The organism is Pseudacidovorax intermedius, assembly GCF_003350475.1.
GTDB lineage: Bacteria > Pseudomonadota > Gammaproteobacteria > Burkholderiales > Burkholderiaceae_C > Xenophilus > Xenophilus intermedius.
The window spans coordinates 403,523-419,874 of sequence record NZ_QQAV01000002.1 but is presented as its reverse complement, the minus strand read 5'-3'; the positions used below and the strand labels follow the sequence as shown (position 1 = coordinate 419,874).

14 protein-coding genes are annotated in these 16,352 nt (G+C 69.9%); all 14 read left to right on the top strand.

Annotated features, from left to right (window positions below):
• The 14 genes from DFR41_RS08585 (at position 1) to pepN (ending at position 16,328) form a co-directional block, all read left to right on the top strand.
• Entirely contained in the window at positions 1 to 348 is a 348-nt protein-coding gene (locus DFR41_RS08585) for a Na+/H+ antiporter subunit C (RefSeq protein WP_017761071.1), read from the top strand.
• Positions 345 to 2,054: a monovalent cation/H+ antiporter subunit D gene (locus DFR41_RS08580; protein WP_114802422.1), complete on the top strand. Its 1,710-nt coding sequence runs from the start codon at positions 345 to 347 to the stop codon at positions 2,052 to 2,054. The genes DFR41_RS08585 and DFR41_RS08580 overlap by 4 nt, the downstream gene beginning before the upstream one ends.
• Positions 2,054 to 2,545 (top strand): Na+/H+ antiporter subunit E, encoded by a 492-nt coding sequence (locus DFR41_RS08575; RefSeq protein ID WP_043113624.1) that lies wholly within the window; start codon positions 2,054 to 2,056, stop codon positions 2,543 to 2,545. Before DFR41_RS08580 ends, DFR41_RS08575 begins: the two co-directional genes overlap by 1 nt.
• Entirely contained in the window at positions 2,542 to 2,820 is a 279-nt protein-coding gene (locus tag DFR41_RS08570; RefSeq protein ID WP_017761074.1) for a K+/H+ antiporter subunit F, read from the top strand. Before DFR41_RS08575 ends, DFR41_RS08570 begins: the two co-directional genes overlap by 4 nt.
• A complete protein-coding gene (gene mnhG / locus DFR41_RS08565) occupies positions 2,817 to 3,209 on the top strand; it encodes a monovalent cation/H(+) antiporter subunit G (protein ID WP_114802421.1) in 393 nt (130 codons plus the stop codon). The genes DFR41_RS08570 and mnhG overlap by 4 nt, the downstream gene beginning before the upstream one ends.
• A 148-nt stretch (positions 3,210 to 3,357) precedes the next feature.
• Positions 3,358 to 4,377, top strand: a complete 1,020-nt coding sequence (locus tag DFR41_RS08560) for a Bug family tripartite tricarboxylate transporter substrate binding protein (protein ID WP_114802420.1) — start codon at positions 3,358 to 3,360, stop codon at positions 4,375 to 4,377.
• 63 nt (positions 4,378 to 4,440) lie between these two features.
• Entirely contained in the window at positions 4,441 to 5,361 is a 921-nt protein-coding gene (locus DFR41_RS08555) for an alpha/beta fold hydrolase (RefSeq protein ID WP_114802419.1), read from the top strand.
• 124 nt (positions 5,362 to 5,485) lie between these two features.
• The gene (locus DFR41_RS08550; protein WP_114802418.1) at positions 5,486 to 8,977 is read left to right on the top strand and encodes a response regulator; all 3,492 of its coding nucleotides are present in this window, start codon (positions 5,486 to 5,488) and stop codon (positions 8,975 to 8,977) included.
• Positions 8,978 to 9,123: 146 nt separating this feature from the next.
• Complete coding sequence (locus DFR41_RS08545) at positions 9,124 to 9,906, top strand: CheR family methyltransferase (RefSeq protein ID WP_052383760.1); 783 nt, start codon at positions 9,124 to 9,126, stop codon at positions 9,904 to 9,906.
• A complete protein-coding gene (locus tag DFR41_RS08540) occupies positions 9,906 to 10,571 on the top strand; it encodes a chemotaxis protein CheB (protein ID WP_114802417.1) in 666 nt (221 codons plus the stop codon). Before DFR41_RS08545 ends, DFR41_RS08540 begins: the two co-directional genes overlap by 1 nt.
• On the top strand, positions 10,561 to 11,784 hold the full coding sequence (locus DFR41_RS08535; RefSeq protein WP_017759439.1) for a hybrid sensor histidine kinase/response regulator: 1,224 nt from the start codon (positions 10,561 to 10,563) through the stop codon (positions 11,782 to 11,784). The genes DFR41_RS08540 and DFR41_RS08535 overlap by 11 nt, the downstream gene beginning before the upstream one ends.
• 46 nt (positions 11,785 to 11,830) lie before the next feature.
• A protein-coding gene (prfB, locus tag DFR41_RS08530; RefSeq protein WP_114802416.1) for a peptide chain release factor 2 occupies positions 11,831 to 12,935 on the top strand; the annotation gives its coding sequence in 2 pieces (ribosomal slippage) (positions 11,831 to 11,911 and positions 11,913 to 12,935; 1,104 coding nt in all).
• On the top strand, positions 12,935 to 13,645 hold the full coding sequence (locus DFR41_RS08525) for an HAD family hydrolase (protein WP_017759441.1): 711 nt from the start codon (positions 12,935 to 12,937) through the stop codon (positions 13,643 to 13,645). Before prfB ends, DFR41_RS08525 begins: the two co-directional genes overlap by 1 nt.
• Positions 13,629 to 16,328: an aminopeptidase N gene (pepN, locus tag DFR41_RS08520; protein WP_114802415.1), complete on the top strand. Its 2,700-nt coding sequence runs from the start codon at positions 13,629 to 13,631 to the stop codon at positions 16,326 to 16,328. Before DFR41_RS08525 ends, pepN begins: the two co-directional genes overlap by 17 nt.
• Positions 16,329 to 16,352 lie beyond the last annotated feature (24 nt).

The following is a 16,352-nucleotide window of genomic DNA, read 5'->3' as shown; positions in this document are numbered from 1 at the left end:
ATGGAAGCCGTTCTCGCCATCGCCATCGGCGTGCTCACCGGTTCGGGCGTGTACCTGCTGGTGCGCCCCCGGACCTTCCAGGTGATCATGGGCCTCACGCTCATCTCGTACGCCGTCAATCTGTTCATCTTCAGCATGGGCCGGCTCAAGGTCGACAGCGAGCCGGTGCTGCGCAAGGGCGTGGAAGCCACGCTGCAGAACACGGCCGACCCCATGCCGCAGGCCCTGGTGCTGACGGCCATCGTGATCGGCTTCGCCATGACGGCGCTCTTCCTGGTGGTGATGCTGGCCTCGCGCGGCATCTCGGACACCGACCACGTGGACGGGCAGGAGCGGGAGGAGACATGAGCAACGAAATCCTCGCCCTGCTCGACCGGCTGCTCGACGCCACCATGCCGCACTTGGTGGCGGCGCCCATCCTGCTGCCGCTGCTCACGGCCGCGCTGATGCTGCTGATGGGCGAGCAGCGCCGGCGCGCCAAGTCGGCACTCACAGTCATCTCCGGCCTGTTCGGCCTGCTGGTGGCGCTGGCCCTGCTGCGCTGGGTGAACACGCCCGACACCGGCGGCGGCCCGGGCTCCATCGGCGTCTACCTGCCCGGCAACTGGGCCGCACCCTTCGGCATCGTGCTGGTGGCCGACCGCCTGTCGTCCATGATGGTCGCGCTGACGGGCGTGGTGGCCTTCGCGGCCTCGATCTATTCCACCTCGCGCTGGGACCGGGCCGGCGTGCATTTCCACCCGCTGCTGCAACTGCAGCTGATGGGCCTGAACGGCGCCTTCCTCACCGGCGACCTGTTCAACCTGTTCGTGTTCTTCGAGGTCATGCTCGCCGCCTCGTACGGGCTGCTGCTGCATGGCTCCGGCGCCCTGCGGGTCCGGGCCGGGCTGCACTACATCGCCATCAATCTCGCGGCCTCGTCGCTGTTCCTGATCGGCGCGGCCATGCTCTACGGCGTGACCGGCACGCTCAACCTGGCCGACCTGAGCCAGCGCATTTCCGAGGTGGCACCGGCCGACCGCGGGCTGCTGCATGCAGGGGTCGCCATCCTGGCCGCCGCCTTCTTCGCCAAGGCCGGCGCCTGGCCGCTGAACTTCTGGCTGGTTCCCGGCTACAGCGCGGCGGTGTCCCCCGTGAGCGCCGTCTTCGCGCTGCTGACCAAGCTGGGCGTCTACGTGGTGCTGCGCACCTGGACGCTGTTCTTCGGCCCCGACGCGGGCGACTCGGCGCTGTATGGCCAGCCGGTGGTCATCGGCCTGGGACTGGCCACGCTGACCGTCGGCTCGCTGGGGCTGCTCGGCTCTCAGCGCCTGTCGCACCTGGCGAGCTTCGCCGTGGTGGTGTCGGCCGGCACGCTGCTGGCCGCCGTCGGGCTGGCGCAGGAAGGCGTCTGGGCCGGGGCGCTCTACTACCTGCTCGGATCCACGCTGGCGGCCAGCGCCCTCTTCCTGCTCATCGACATGATCGAGCGCTGGCGCAATGCCGGACACAGCATCGCCCCCCATGAATCGGCCGCGACCACGCCCTTCCTCACCGAGGACCTGCAGGCCCTGGACGACGTCAATCTCGACGACGAGGCGCAGGCGCTCTATGGCCGCGCCATTCCGGCGGGCGTGGCCTTCCTGGGCCTCGCCTTCGTCTGTTGCGTGCTGCTGCTGGCCGGCCTGCCGCCGCTGCCCGGCTTCATCGGCAAGTTCGCCATGCTGTCGGGCCTGCTGGATGCCCAGCAGGTCAGCCGCTGGGGCTGGGCCTTCATGGGACTGCTGCTGGTCTCGGGCTTCATGACGCTGGTCGCGTTCTCGCGCAGCGGCATCCGGCATTTCTGGACCCACACGCAAGGTTCGCTGCCGGCGCTGCGAGCGCTGGAGGTACTGCCGGTGGCCGGCCTGCTGGCCGCCTGCATCGCACTGGCCGTGGGCGCCGGGCCGGTGCTGCTGCACGCCCAGGCCACCGCCGCCAACCTGGCCGACACCCGCGACTACCGCGCAGCGGTGTTCGCGGCGACCCAGAAGGCCGGCCCGACGACGGCCAAGCAGGCGGAGGTCCGGCCATGATGCGCCGCCTGATTCCCTCGCCCCCCCTCACCATCGCGCTGTGGGTGGTGTGGCTGTTGCTGAACCAGTCGCTGCATCCGGCCACCATGCTGCTGGGCGCGCTGCTGGCGGTAGCGGTGCCCCTGCTCACCAAGGGCCTGCGACCGGCCACGGTGCGCATGCGCCGCCCGCTGGCGGCACTGCGCCTCCTGCGCCTGGTGATGGCCGACCTGCTGGTGTCGGCACTGGGCGTCGCGCGCGCCCTGCTCACCCGTCGCACGCCGCAGATCCATTCGGCTTTCGTGCGCGTGCCGCTGGATCTGCGCGACCCCAACGGCCTGGCCGTGCTGGCCATGATCCTGTGCCTGACGCCCGGCACGGCCTGGGCCGAACTGGCGGTCGACCGCAGCCAGTTGCTGCTGCACGTCTTCGACGTGGACGACGAAAGCGACCTGATCGAGCGCATCAAGCTGCGCTACGAGACCGTGTTGATGGAGATCTTCGAGTCATGACGCCACTGCTGTTCTGGGCGCTCAAGGGCGCGCTGTTCCTCCTGGCGGTCGCGATGCTGTGCGCCCTGGCCCGCCTGCTGATGGGCCCCACGGCGCAAGACCGGATCATGGCCCTGGACTGCCTCTACATCAACGGCATGCTGATGATGCTGACGCTGGGCATCGTCTATTCGAGCGCCGTCTATTTCGAGGCGGCCATGCTGATTGCGCTGTTCGGCTTCGTGGGCACGACGGCGCTGGCCAAGTTCCTGCTGCGCGGCGAGGTGATCGAATGAGCGGGCCGCTGCCCTGGTGGGCCGAGGCGCTCACGGCCCTCCTGGTGGTGGTGGGCGCCGGCTTTGCGGCCATCGGCTCCTTCGGCCTGGTTCGCATGCCCAGCTTCTTCCGCCGCATCCACACGCCCACGCTGGGCGCCACGGCCGGGGTGTGGTCCATCTCACTGGCCACGGCCGTGTACTTCTCGGCCCAGGGCTCCCACCTGTTCCTGCACGCGGCGCTGATCGCGATGTTCGTGGCGCTGACGGCGCCGATCACCACCATCTTCCTGACGCGGGCGGCGCTGTTCCGCGAACGCCAGAAGGGCGGCGACGTGCCGCCGCCAGCCACCACGCGCAGCGAAGACAGCACCCCGATCACGGTCCATCTCGACAAGACGCCGGACTGACTGATCGCGTCGGCGGGCGTGCGGCACCGCGCGTTGTGCAGACGCCTCGCCACCCGCAGCACGTCGATACCAGCCCGGCAAGCCCGCCTTGCGCGTCGGCAGCGAGTCCGTTAACGTCTTGTAACTTTAGTCAATCTCGGACACGTTCATGGTCGACAAGCGCCGCCTGCTCCATTCCTGTGCCGCCCTGGCGGCCAGCGCTTGCCTGCCGGCCTGGGCGCAATCCGGCAGCAAGTCGCCCCGACCCGCCATCGCGCCGGATGGCGGCGCCAGCTGGCCGACCCGGCCGGTGAAGCTGCTGGTGGGATTTCCGCCCAATTCCTCGCCCGACACCGCGGCACGCATCGTGGCCGAGCCGCTGGCGCGGCTGCTCGGCCAGACCGTGGGTGTCGAGAACAAGCCCGGAGCCAGCGGCAACATCGCCGCCAACGCGGTGGCCAAGGCCCGCGACGACCACACCTTCGGCGCGCTGATCAACGGCAACCTCACCATCGCCCGGCTGCTGGACGCCGCCGTGCCCTTCGACCCCGAGACCGACTTCGCCCCGGTCGGCCTGATCGGCACCGCACCGCTGGTGCTGGCGGTCACGGCGCAGGCCCAGGGCAGCCGGCCGGACGAGTTGCTGCTGTGGGCGCGCAACCTGGGCACCGATGCCCGCTACGGCACGCCCGGCAACGGCACCGTCGGCCACCTGGGCATGGAACTGCTGAAGATGCGCACCAGCATCCGCGCGCAGTACCAGGGCTTTGCCGGCAATCCGCAGGTGATCGAAGCCATGCTGGCCAACCAGATCCAGCTGGCCCTGCTGCCGCCGGGGCTGGCGCTGCCGCACATCCGCCAGGGGCGGCTCAAGGCCATCGGCATCACCGCGCCCGAGCGCAGCCCCCTGACCGGCGAGATGCCCACGCTGCGCGAGGCCGATGTCCGCGGCGCCGACCTGGAGATCTGGACAGCCCTGGCCGCGCCGGCCGGGCAGTCGCCAACGGCCATCGCGCGGCTCAATGGCGCACTGCAGACGGTCCTGCGCACCCCCGAGGTGAGCGAGGCCCTGCTCAAGGCCGGCTGGCAGGCCCGCGGCGGCACGCCCGAGGCGCTGGCGCGGCGCATCCGCAGCGACACCACCACGCTCGGCGGCGTCATCCTGATGCGCGGGATCAAGGCTGCCTGACGGCGGGGGACGTGTCCGGTGGCGGACTGCCCGCCAGCGGGCGCCTTTCTATGATCGCCGCCCATGTACGCTCCCCGCCGCCTGCCGCAGTCCGACTTCGTTCCCGTGCGCAACCTGCGCTACCACGTGCTCACCTGGGGCACGCCCTCGCTGGCGCGCCCGCCCCTGGTGCTGCTTCATGGCTGGATGGATGTGGCGGCCTCCTGGCAGTTCGTCATCGATGCCCTGGCGCAGGAGCGCTTCGTCATCGCGCCCGACTGGCGCGGCTTCGGCCAGACCGGCGGCGGCGACGTCGACAACTACTGGATGCCCGACTACCTGGCCGACCTGGACTGGCTGCTCGACCACTACGCCGCCGACCGCGCCGTCGACCTGGTCGGCCACAGCATGGGTGGCAACGTCGCGATGCACTATGCGGGCGTGCGACCGGGCCGCATCCGGCGGCTCGTCAACCTCGAAGGGTTCGGCATGCCCGCCTATGCGCCCGACGAGGCGCCCAGGCGCTACGCGCGCTGGATCGACGAGAACAGGCAGTTGCACGAAGGCGGCATGCGCCTGTCGGGCTACAGCACCCCCGATGGCGTTGCGCGGCGCCTGATGAAGACCAACCCCCGGCTGTCGCAGGACAAGGCCGACTGGCTGGCCCGGCAGTGGGCCCGGCCGGTGCGCCAGGAGGACGGCAGCGAGCGCTGGGAGATCCAGGGCGACGCCGCGCACAAGGTGATCAACGCCAACATCTTCCGCGTGGACGAGACGCTGGCCCTCTATGCCGCCATCACCGCGCCGGTGCTGGCCGTGGTGGCCAGCGACGACAGCCTCCATGGCTGGTGGAACGGCCGCTACCCCCTCGACGAATTCCACCGGCGCCTGGAGGTGCTGCGCGAACTGCACACCGCCCGGGTGGAGGACGCGGGCCACATGCTGCATCACGACCAGCCGGACCAGGTGGCGGCGCTGATCGAGGACTTCTTCCGGGCGTCGTGAGCGCGGGCGGCGCAAACGGGGTCGGCCAGCGCCCGCCCGTCCCGGCATAAGCGGCGTTTTCCGACACCCCCCGGGCACGTCCTCGGGCAGACTCGGTCGGTTTTGCTCCGACCAAGCCCCACCCATGGACCGACGCCCTGCCATCGCCAACGATGAGTTCCGCCGCCTGCTCAGCCGCAACGTCAAGCTGCCCCTGCTGCTGGGTGCCCTGGGGGCCGTCGTCTTCGTGGCGCTCATCGGCTACCTGCTGTCGGTCATCAGCTGGGTGGAGCACACGGACCGGGTCACCCGCACCGCCACCGAGACCCAGCTGCTGCAGGCCGACATGCAGGCCGCCGTGCGCGGTTACCTGCTGACCGGCAACGGCGCCTTCCTCCAGCCCACCGACGCGGCGCGCACCCGCGCCCACGCCCTGCTGGGCGAGCTGCGCGTGCTGGTGGCCGACAACCCTCAGCAGGTCGGCCGTGCCACCAAGCTCGACGAGCTGCAGCGGGCATGGGAGAGCTATGCCGACGACGTGGTGGAGTCCAAGCAGCGCGGCGAGGACATCGGCGACCGCCTGCAGTCCGGCCGCGGCAAGCGCATCGCCGACGAATCGCGCTCCACACTGGAGGCCTTCCTCGCCACCGAACAGACCCTTCGCGCCGAGCGCAACCGCAGCGCCAACCGCGCCGCCGTGGGCGTGGTGGCCGGCTACCTGCTGCTGAGCGTCCTGATCAGCGTGGTGCTCTCCATCCTGGGCCGCCGGCAGATGCTGCATCTGTCCGACCGCTATGGCCAGGCACTCGCGGAGCAGGCCGATCATTCCGAACGCATGGAGGCGCAGGCCTGGCTGCGCGGCGCCCAGAACGAACTGGCCAGCCGCACCGTGGGCCAGTTGACGGCGCAGAACCTGGGCCGCCAGGTGCTGGAGTTCTGCGCCCAGCACCTGCGCAGCGCCGTGGGCGCTGTCTACGTACACGACACCGACGGCAGCCTGCGCCGCGTGGCCAGCTATGGCTTCTCGCGCGAGTCCGAGGCCGCCTCGCAGAGCTTCCTGCCCGGCGAAGGCCTTGTGGGCCAGGCCGCCGCGCGCGGCGAGTTGATGGACATCACGCCCGTGCCGCCCGGCTACCTGCGCGTGAGCTCGGGCCTGGGCGAGGCCCCGCCGCACACCGTGCTGCTGCTGCCGATCTCGCACGAGGGCCAGGTCAACGGCGTCGTCGAGCTGGGCCTGCTGGCGTCGCCCTCCCCGCGCGAGCTGGAACTGCTGCGCGGCGTGGCCGACGACGCCGGCAGTTCCATGGCGGCCGCGCGCTACCGCGAGCGCCTGCAGCAGGTGCTGGCCGAGACGCAGCAGCTCAACGAGGAACTGCAGGTGCAGCAGGAAGAGTTGCGCACCGCCAACGAGGAGCTGGAGGAGCAGTCCCGCGCCCTCACCGAAAGCCAGGTCAACCTCGAGAACCAGCAGGCCGAGCTGGAGCAGATCAACAGCCAGCTGGCCGAGCGCACCGAGCAGCTCGACCAGCGCAATGCCGCACTGCGCCGCGCGCAGTCCGACCTGGAGGAACGCGCCGACGCCCTCGCCCGCGCCAGCCGCTACAAGTCGGAGTTCCTGGCCAACATGTCGCACGAGCTGCGCACCCCGCTCAACAGTGCGCTGATCCTGTCGAAGCTGCTGGCCGACAACAGCCAGGGCAATCTGAGCGAGGAGCAGGTGCGCTTCGCGCGCTCGATCCACGACTCGGGCAACGACCTGCTCACGCTGATCAACGACGTGCTGGACATCGCCAAGGTCGAGGCCGGCCGGCTGGACATCCATGCCGAATTCCTGCCCGTGGCGCGGTTGGTGGAGTCGCTGCAATCCACCTTCACGCCGCTGGCGCAGAACAAGTCGCTGGCGCTGCGCATCGAGGTCTCGCCGGACGCGCCGGCCCACCTCATCTCCGACCGGCAGCGGGTGGAGCAGATCCTCAAGAACCTGCTGTCCAACGCCATCAAGTTCACCGACCGGGGCGAGGTGCTGCTGAGCGTGCAGCCCGGCCCGCAGGGCGGCGTGCGCTTCGACGTGCGCGACTCGGGCATCGGCATCGCTCCGGACCAGCAGGCGCTGATCTTCGAGGCCTTCCACCAGGCCGACGGCACCACCAGCCGCAAATACGGCGGCACGGGGCTGGGGCTGTCGATCTCGCGCGACCTGACGCGCCTGATGGGCGGCACCCTCACCGTGAGCAGCGAACTGGGCCAGGGCAGCACCTTCACGCTGAGCCTGCCCGCCGACATCGCGCAGCGCCTGGAGGGCGACGACGCCGCGCCGCTGCCGCGCAGCAGCACGGCCGCGGCACCGGTCGCACTGGCCCCGCTGGCTGCCCCGGCGCAGGCCGCGCGGCCCACGCCGCAGCCGGCACCGGCCCCGACCTTTTCCGACGACCGCGGCCAGCTGGAGGACGACGTCCGGCGCGTGCTGGTGATCGAGGACGAGCCGCAGTTCGCCCGCATCCTGTACGACCTGGCACACGAGTACGGCTGGCGCTGCCTGGTGGCCCATGGCGCCGCCGATGGCTTCGCGCTGGCGCAGGAGCTGCAGCCGCACGCCATCCTGCTGGACATGCGCCTGCCCGACAGCTCCGGCCTGGCCGTGCTGCAGCAGCTCAAGGACGATGCGGGCACACGCCACATCCCGGTGCACGTGGTGTCCGCGCAGGACCAGGCCGAGGCGGCACTGCACATGGGCGCCGTGGGCTATGCACTCAAGCCCACCACGCGCGAGCAACTGCAGGCCGTGTTCTCGCGGCTGGAGGCGCGCCTGGCCCAGAAGGTCAAGCAGGTGCTGCTGGTGGAGGACGATGACGTGCAGCGCGAGAGCGTGGTGCACCTGATCGGCGACGACGACGTGGCCATCACCGCCGTCGGCACCGGCGAGGAGGCCCTGGCACTGCTGCGCGAGCGGGTCTTCGATTGCATGATCACCGACCTGCGCCTGCCCGACATGCAGGGCGGCGAGCTGCTGCAGCGCATGTCGTCGGAGGAGATCTGCTCCTTCCCGCCCGTCATCGTCTACACCGGTCGCAACCTCACGCGCGACGAGGAGGCCGAGCTGCTGCGCTACTCGCGCTCCATCATCATCAAGGGCGCGCGCTCGCCCGAGCGGCTGCTGGACGAAGTGACGCTGTTCCTGCACAAGGTGGAATCGCAGCTGTCGGCCGAGCGCCAGAGCATGCTGCGCACGGCCCGCGAGCGCGACCGCGTGTTCGAAGGCCGGCGCATCCTGCTGGTGGACGACGACGTGCGCAACATCTTCGCCCTCACCAGCGCGCTGGAGCAGCGCGGCGCCAAGATCGAGGTGGCGCGCAACGGCCGCGAGGCGCTGCACAAGCTCGACGCCGTGCCCGACATCGACCTGGTGCTGATGGACGTGATGATGCCGGAGATGGACGGCCTGGAAGCCACGCGCCGCCTGCGCAGCGACCCGCGCTTCCGCAAGCTGCCGGTCATCACCGTCACCGCGAAGGCCATGAAGGACGACCAGGAACAGTGCCTGGCCGCCGGCGCCAGCGACTACCTGGCCAAACCCATCGACCTGGACCGGCTGTTCTCGCTGCTGCGGGTGTGGATGCCGCACATGGAGCGCCTGTGAGCGCCCGCCCCGCCAGCCCGGACGCCGAGGAAGCCGGTGGCCGCCTCGCGACGCCGCGCCCGCCGGGCCTGGCCCCGTCGGGCACGGACGCCGCACGCCCCGCGCCACCGCCGCCCAGCGCCTCCGACATCGAGCTGCGCCTGCTGATGGAGGCCATCTATCTGCGCTACAGCCATGATTTCCGCGACTACACCGGCGCCTCGCAGAAGCGCCGGGTGAACTACGCGCTGGAGCAGATGGGCTACCGCAGCATCTCCGCACTGCAGGAGCAGGTGCTGCGCGACGATCAGGTCTTCGGCCGGCTGCTGCAGTACCTCACCGTGCCGGTCAGCGAGATGTTCCGAGACCCGGACTACTTCCTCGCGCTGCGCCAGCAGGTGGTGCCGGTGCTGCACACCTATCCGTCGATCAAGGTCTGGGTGGCCGGCTGCAGCACGGGCGAGGAGGTCTACTCCCTGGCCATCCTGCTGCGTGAGGAGGGACTGCTGGAGCGGGCGCTGATCTACGCCACCGACATCAATCCGCAATCGCTGGAGAAGGCACGGCAGGGCATCTTCCCGGCCGACGCGGTGCGCGAGTACACGGCCAACTACCAGCGCGCCGGCGGGCGCAAGTCCTTTTCCGACTACTACACCGCGGCCTATGGCGGCGCGCGCTTCGACCCGGCGCTGCGGGCCAACGTGATCTTTGCCGACCACAGCCTGGCCACCGACAGCGTGTTTGCCGAGACGCACCTCGTCTCCTGCCGCAACGTGCTGATCTACTTCAACCGCCGGCTGCAGGACCGCGCACTGGGCCTGTTCCACGATTCGCTGTGCCACCGTGGCTTCCTGGGGCTGGGCTCGAAGGAGAGCGTGGATTTCTCGGCCTATGCCGAGCGGTTCGAGCCGGTGGCGCGGGCGGAACGCATCTTCCGCAAGGCAGCCTGATGTCGGCGATCCGCTCCCCCTACGCCACCGGGCACGCCTCGCCACCGTCGACGCTGGACGATGGCGACTTCGACCCCGGCCCGCTGCCGCAGGTGGATGCAGTGGTGGTCGGCGCCTCCGCCGGCGGCGTCGACGCCCTGCTGCGCCTGACGGCGGCCCTGCCCACGCCGTGGCACCTGCCGCTGATCGCGGTGCTCCACCTGCCGCAGGACCGGGAGAGCCGCCTGGCGGATATCTTCTCGCACCGGCTGCCGATCCCGGCCTGCGAGGCGCGCGACAAGGCCGCCGTCGAAGGGGCCACGCTGCACTTCGCACCGCCCGGCTACCACCTCTTCATCGAGGCGGACCGCCACTTCTCGCTGAGCTGCGAGCCGCCGGTGCACTTTTCGCGGCCCTCGATCGACCTGCTGATGAGTTCCGCCGCCGACGCCTACGGGCCACGCCTGGCCGGCCTGCTGCTGACCGGCGCCAACGAGGACGGTGCGCAGGGGCTGGCCGACATCGCCGCCGCGGGCGGCCTCACTGCCGTACAGTCGCCGGGCGAAGCCATGGCGCCCCAGATGCCCCAGTCCGCCCTGGCCCTGCGCCAGCCCGATTACGTCCTGCCCCTGGCCCAACTGCGCCGGCTGCTGATCCTGCTCGACGCCCAGCACCATGCCCACTGACCCGTCCGAGATCGAAACCAAGCTCCTGATCGTCGACGACCTGGAAGAGAACCTGATCGCGCTAGAAGCGCTGATCCGCGACCCGGGCCGGCGCGTGTTCCAGGCGCGCTCGGGCGACGAGGCGCTGGCGCTGATGCTGGAACACGAGTTCGCGCTGGCCGTGCTGGACGTGCAGATGCCCGGCATGAACGGCTTCGAGCTGGCCGAGCTGATGCGCGGCACCGAACGCACGCGCACCATCCCGATCATCTTCGTCAGCGCCGCGGGCCGCGAGCTCAACTACGCCTTCCAAGGCTACGAAAGCGGCGCGGTCGACTTCCTGCACAAGCCGCTGGACGCGCACATGGTGCGCAGCAAGGTCAGCGTCTTCGTCGAGCTCTACCACGGCCGCATGGCGCTCAAGCGCGAGATGGAGGCCCTCGCCACGCTGCACCGCGAGCAGCAGGCGCTGGTGGCCGAGCTGCGCGAGGCCCGCGCCGACCTGGAGCGCGCCGTGCGCATGCGCGACGACTTCATGTCGATGGTGTCGCACGAGCTGCGCACGCCGCTCAACACGCTCTACCTGGAGACGCAGGTGCGCAAGATGCACCTGGCGCGCGGCCACATGTTCTTCTTCACGCCCGAGCGGCTGAAGGAAACGGCCGAGCGCGACCAGCGCCAGATCCAGGCCATGGTGCGGCTGATCGACGACCTGCTGGACGTCACCCGCATGCGCAATGGCCGGCTGTCGATGAGTCCGCAGGCCTTCGACCTGAGCGCCATGGCGGCCCGGGTGGTCGCCGCCCTCGCTCAGCAGGCCGAGGCCGCCGGGGCCGCCATCCATCTGGAGGCCCCAGAGCCACTCACGGGCGTTTGGGACGAGTTCCGCCTGGAGCAGGTGCTGACCAACCTGCTGACCAACGCCCTGCGCTACGGTGGCGGCAAGCCGGTGGACGTGAACGTCGGGCTGCGCGGCGAGGAGGCCGTGATCAGCGTGCGCGACCGCGGCATCGGCATCGCGCCAGAGGACCAGGCCCGCATCTTCCAGCAGTTCGAGCGCGCCGAATCTGGCCGCCGCGAGGTGGCCAGTGGCCTGGGTCTGGGCCTGTTCATCACCCAGCAGATCGTCCAGGGCCACGGCGGGCGGATCGAACTGGAGAGCACGCCGGGCGAAGGGTCCACCTTCCGCGTGGTGCTGCCCTTCGAGCCGCCCTCGGCCGAAGACGCCGCGTGAGAAAATCTCGCGTTTCCCCGAACACCCGCAAGAACAGGACCGCACCATGGACGCAGAACAGATCAACCTCATTGGCACCACCCTGGCCGACCTGAGCACCCGGACGGCCGACTTGCGGAGGTATCTTTGACTTCGATGCCAAAGCCGAACGCCTGAGGACGGTCAACGCCTCGCTGGAAGACCCGACGGTCTGGAACGACCCCAAGAAGGCCCAGGAACTGGGCAAGGAAAAGAAGGCCCTGGATGGCGTGGTGCTGGCCATCCAGCGCCTGGAGCGCGACCTGGCCGACAACACCGAGCTCTACGAGATGAGCAAGGAAGAAGGCGACGAGGCAGGCCTGAAGGCCATCGCCGACGACGCCGACGAGCTGCGCAAGGAGATCGAGCAGCTCGAGTTCCGCCGCATGTTCAACAACCCGGCCGACCCCAACAACTGCTTCGTCGACATCCAGGCCGGCGCGGGCGGCACCGAGGCGCAGGACTGGGCCAGCATGCTGCTGCGCCAGTACCTCAAGTACGCCGAGCGCAAGGGGTTCAAGACCACCGTCGAGGACGAGTCCCCGGGTGAAACCGCGGGCATCAAGAGCGCCACGATCAAGGTCGAGGGCGAATACGCCTTCGGCCTGCTGCGCACCGAGACCGGCGTGCACCGCCTGGTGCGCAAGTCGCCCTTCGACTCCTCGGGCGGCCGCCACACCAGCTTCGCCTCGCTCTTCGTCTATCCGGAGATCGACGACTCCATCGAGATCGAGATCAACCCGTCCGACGTGCGCGTGGACACCTACCGCGCCAGCGGCGCCGGCGGCCAGCACATCAACAAGACCGACTCGGCGGTGCGCCTGACGCACATCCCGACCGGCATCGTGGTGCAGTGCCAGGACGGCCGCAGCCAGCACAGCAACCGCGACGTGGCCTGGAAGCGCCTGCGCTCGCGGCTGTACGACTTCGAGATGCGCAAGCGCATGGAAGAGCAGCAGAAGCTGGAGGACAGCAAGACCGACGTCGGCTGGGGCCACCAGATCCGCAGCTACGTGCTGGACAACAGCCGCATCAAGGACCTGCGCACCGGCGTCGAGATCTCGGCCACGCAGAAGGTGCTCGACGGCGACCTCGACCCCTTCATCGAAGCCTCGCTGAAGCAGGGCGTCTGATGCCCGACCGCAGCCCGCGCCCCGAGGGCGTCGCCCTGCCCGTGCAGGCCCTGATCTTCGACATGGACGGCACCATGATCGACTCCATGCCTTGGCATGCGAAGTCGTGGGTGGCCTTCGCCCAGCGGCACGGCATCACGATGCCGGCCGACGAGATCCTGCGTCGCACCACGGGCCGCACCGGCACCGAGTGCATGCGCGAGGTCTTCGAGCGCGAGCTGCCGCCGGACGAATGCCTGGCGCTGGTGAACGAGAAGGAAGCGATCTACCGCGAGCTTTTCGACGCCCCCTTTGCCGAGGTGGCGGGCTTCACCGTGTTTGCGCGGCAAGCCGCTGCGCGCGGCCTGAAGGTCGCCGTCGGCACCGCGGGCGACCGGCACAACGTGGCCTTCGCCCTTGATCGCCTCAAGATGGACCCGCTGCCCCTGGCCATCGTCGGCGGCGACGAGGGCCTGCGTGGCAAGCCCGAGCCCGACATCTTTCTCGAAGCGGCCCGCCGCATCGACGCCGATCCCGCGCGCTGCATCGTCTTCGAGGACGCGCCCTTCGGCATCGAGGCCGCGCGCCGCGCCGGCATGCGTGCGGTGGCCGTATGCAGCACCCACGGCGCCGACGAACTCGCCGGTCCGCATGTGATCGCGACCGTGCGCGACTACCACTCTCTCCTCCGCTCAAATTTTCTGGAGACGCTCGATGTTGCTCTCTCGTGATGCCCAATCGCCCCAGCCCGTCGCCATCCAGCGCGAGGACTATGCCCCGCCGGCCTACTGGATCGACACCGTCGACCTCTGCTTCGACCTGGACCCGGCCAAGACCCGCGTGCTCAACCGCATGAAGCTGCGCCGCAATCCGGACGTGGCGGCGCAGCCACTTCGCCTGGACGGCGACGAGCTCAACCTGGCGCGCGTGCTGGTCAACGGCCAGGGCGCCGCCTTTCGCATGGAAGGCAGCCAGCTGGTGCTGGACGGCCTGCCCGACGAATTCGAGCTGGAGATCTTCACCACCTGCTGCCCGGCGAAGAACACCAAGCTGATGGGCCTGTTCGTCAGCCAGAACACCTTCTTCACCCAGTGCGAGGCCGAGGGCTTCCGCCGCATCACCTACTTCCTGGACCGTCCGGACGTGATGGCCAGCTACACCGTCACGCTGCGTGCCGACAAGACGGCCTACCCGGTGCTGCTGTCCAACGGCAACCTGGTCGAACAGGGCGAGCTGCCCGAGGGCCGCCACTTCGCCAAGTGGGTCGATCCGTTCAAGAAGCCCGCCTACCTGTTCGCCCTGGTGGCCGGCAAGCTGGTGGCGCGCGAGCAGCGCATCAAGGCGCGCAACGGCCGCGAGCACCTGCTGCAGGTCTACGTGCGCGCCGGCGACCTGGACAAGACCGAGCATGCGATGAACTCGCTGATCCACTCGGTGCTGTGGGACGAGGCCCGCTTCGGCCTGCCGCTGGACCTGGACCGCTTCATGATCGTCGCCACCAGCGACTTCAACATGGGCGCGATGGAGAACAAGGGCCTGAACATCTTCAACACGAAGTACGTGCTGGCGAGCCAGGCCACGGCCACCGATGCCGACTACGCCAACATCGAGAGCGTGGTGGGCCACGAGTACTTCCACAACTGGAGCGGCGACCGCGTCACCTGCCGCGACTGGTTCCAGCTCTCGCTCAAGGAGGGCCTGACGGTCTTCCGCGACCAGGAGTTCAGCATGGACCTGTGCGCCGAGCCTTCCGCGCGCGCGGTCAAGCGCATCGAGGACGTGCGGGTGCTGCGCACCGCCCAGTTCCCCGAGGACGCGGGCCCGATGGCCCATCCGGTGCGGCCCGACAGCTACATCGAGATCAGCAACTTCTACACCGTCACCATCTACGAGAAGGGCGCCGAAGTCGTCCGCATGATGCAGACGCTGGTGGGCCGCGAGGGCTTCGCCCGCGGCATGACGCTGTACTTCGAGCGCCACGACGGCCAGGCCGTGACCTGCGACGACTTCGCCCAGGCCATCGCGGACGCCAACCCCGACAGCGAGCTGGCCCGCCGCCTGCCGCAGTTCAAGCGCTGGTACAGCCAGGCCGGCACGCCGCGCCTGGCCGCCACGGGGCACTACGACGCCGAGGCCCGCACGTACACGCTGGCCTTCACGCAGAGCTGCCCACCCACGCCGGGTCAACCGATGAAGGAGCCCTTCGTCATTCCGGTGGCCGTGGGGCTGCTGGGTGCGGATGGCCGCGCGCTCCCGTTGCAGCTGGAAGGCGAGGCGCAGCCCGCTGGCGAATCGCTCACGCTGGTGCTGCACGAAGCCGAGCAGCGTTTCACCTTCACCGGCCTGGCCGAAGCGCCGGTGCCCTCCATCCTGCGCGGCTTCAGCGCGCCGGTGGTGCTGCAGTTCGACTACACGCGCGAGCAGTTGCTGGCCCTGCTGGCGCACGACAGCGACCCCTTCAACCGCTGGGAGGCCGCCCAGCGCCTGGCGCTCGGCGCGGCGCTCGCGGCCATCGGCGATGACAGCCGCCTGCCCGACGCACCGGTGCTGGACGAGGCGTTCATCGGCGCCATGCGCGAGGTGCTGCGCAATGGCGCGCTGGATGCCGCCTTCAAGGAACTGGTGCTGACGCTGCCTTCCGAGGTCTATATCTCCGAGCAGCTGGACGTGGTCGATCCGCAGCGCGTGCACCGCGTGCGCGAGGCCATGCGCACCCAGCTGGCGACGGCCCTGTACGCCGAATGGCAGCAGGCCTACGAGGACAACAAGGACACCGGCGCCTACCGGCCCGAGCCGGTCTCGGCCGGCCGCCGCGCGCTGGCCGGCATGGCGCTGGCGCACCTGTGCATCGCCGCACGCGAATCGGGCGATGCCGTCTGGCCGGGCAAGACGCTGCAGCGCTTCAAGGACGCGTCGAACATGACCGACCGCTTCAATGCGCTGACGGCGCTGGTCGTGTCGGGCCACCCGCTGGCGGCCCAGGCCTTGGCGCGGTTCCATGCCATGTTCAAGGACGAGGCCCTGGTCATCGACAAGTGGTTCAGCCTGCAGGCCGGCGCGCCCGACCGCGGTGGCGACGTGCTGCCGCTCGTCAAGCAGCTGACGCGCCATCCGGACTTCTCTCTCAAGAACCCGAACCGCGCGCGCAGCGTGATCTTCAGCTACTGCAGCGCCAACCCCGGCGCCTTCCACCGCCTGGACGCCGCCGGCTACGTGTGGTGGAGCGAGCGGGTGATCGAGCTGGACGAGATCAACCCGCAGGTCGCCGCCCGCCTGGCGCGCGCGCTGGACCGCTGGAACAAGCTGGCCGAGCCCTACCGCGGCGCCGCGCGCGAGGCCATCGCCCGCGTGGCGGCCCGCCCCGGCCTGAGCAAGGACACGCTCGAGGTCGTCAGCCGCGCCCTCGCCCCCTGATTTTTGAAACCCTCCCAGGAGTCC

Coding starts and splice junctions, on each gene's coding strand:
- DFR41_RS08580 (WP_114802422.1), top strand. CDS start 345: ATGAGCAACGAAATCCTCGCCCTGCTCGACCGGCTGCTCGACGCCACC.
- mnhG (WP_114802421.1), top strand. CDS start 2,817: ATGAGCGGGCCGCTGCCCTGGTGGGCCGAGGCGCTCACGGCCCTCCTG.
- pepN (WP_114802415.1), top strand. CDS start 13,629: ATGTTGCTCTCTCGTGATGCCCAATCGCCCCAGCCCGTCGCCATCCAG.
- DFR41_RS08555 (WP_114802419.1), top strand. CDS start 4,441: ATGTACGCTCCCCGCCGCCTGCCGCAGTCCGACTTCGTTCCCGTGCGC.
- DFR41_RS08570 (WP_017761074.1), top strand. CDS start 2,542: ATGACGCCACTGCTGTTCTGGGCGCTCAAGGGCGCGCTGTTCCTCCTG.
- DFR41_RS08535 (WP_017759439.1), top strand. CDS start 10,561: ATGCCCACTGACCCGTCCGAGATCGAAACCAAGCTCCTGATCGTCGAC.
- DFR41_RS08545 (WP_052383760.1), top strand. CDS start 9,124: ATGGAGGCCATCTATCTGCGCTACAGCCATGATTTCCGCGACTACACC.
- DFR41_RS08575 (WP_043113624.1), top strand. CDS start 2,054: ATGCGCCGCCTGATTCCCTCGCCCCCCCTCACCATCGCGCTGTGGGTG.
- DFR41_RS08560 (WP_114802420.1), top strand. CDS start 3,358: ATGGTCGACAAGCGCCGCCTGCTCCATTCCTGTGCCGCCCTGGCGGCC.
- DFR41_RS08540 (WP_114802417.1), top strand. CDS start 9,906: ATGTCGGCGATCCGCTCCCCCTACGCCACCGGGCACGCCTCGCCACCG.
- DFR41_RS08585 (WP_017761071.1), top strand. CDS start 1: ATGGAAGCCGTTCTCGCCATCGCCATCGGCGTGCTCACCGGTTCGGGC.
- DFR41_RS08525 (WP_017759441.1), top strand. CDS start 12,935: ATGCCCGACCGCAGCCCGCGCCCCGAGGGCGTCGCCCTGCCCGTGCAG.
- DFR41_RS08550 (WP_114802418.1), top strand. CDS start 5,486: ATGGACCGACGCCCTGCCATCGCCAACGATGAGTTCCGCCGCCTGCTC.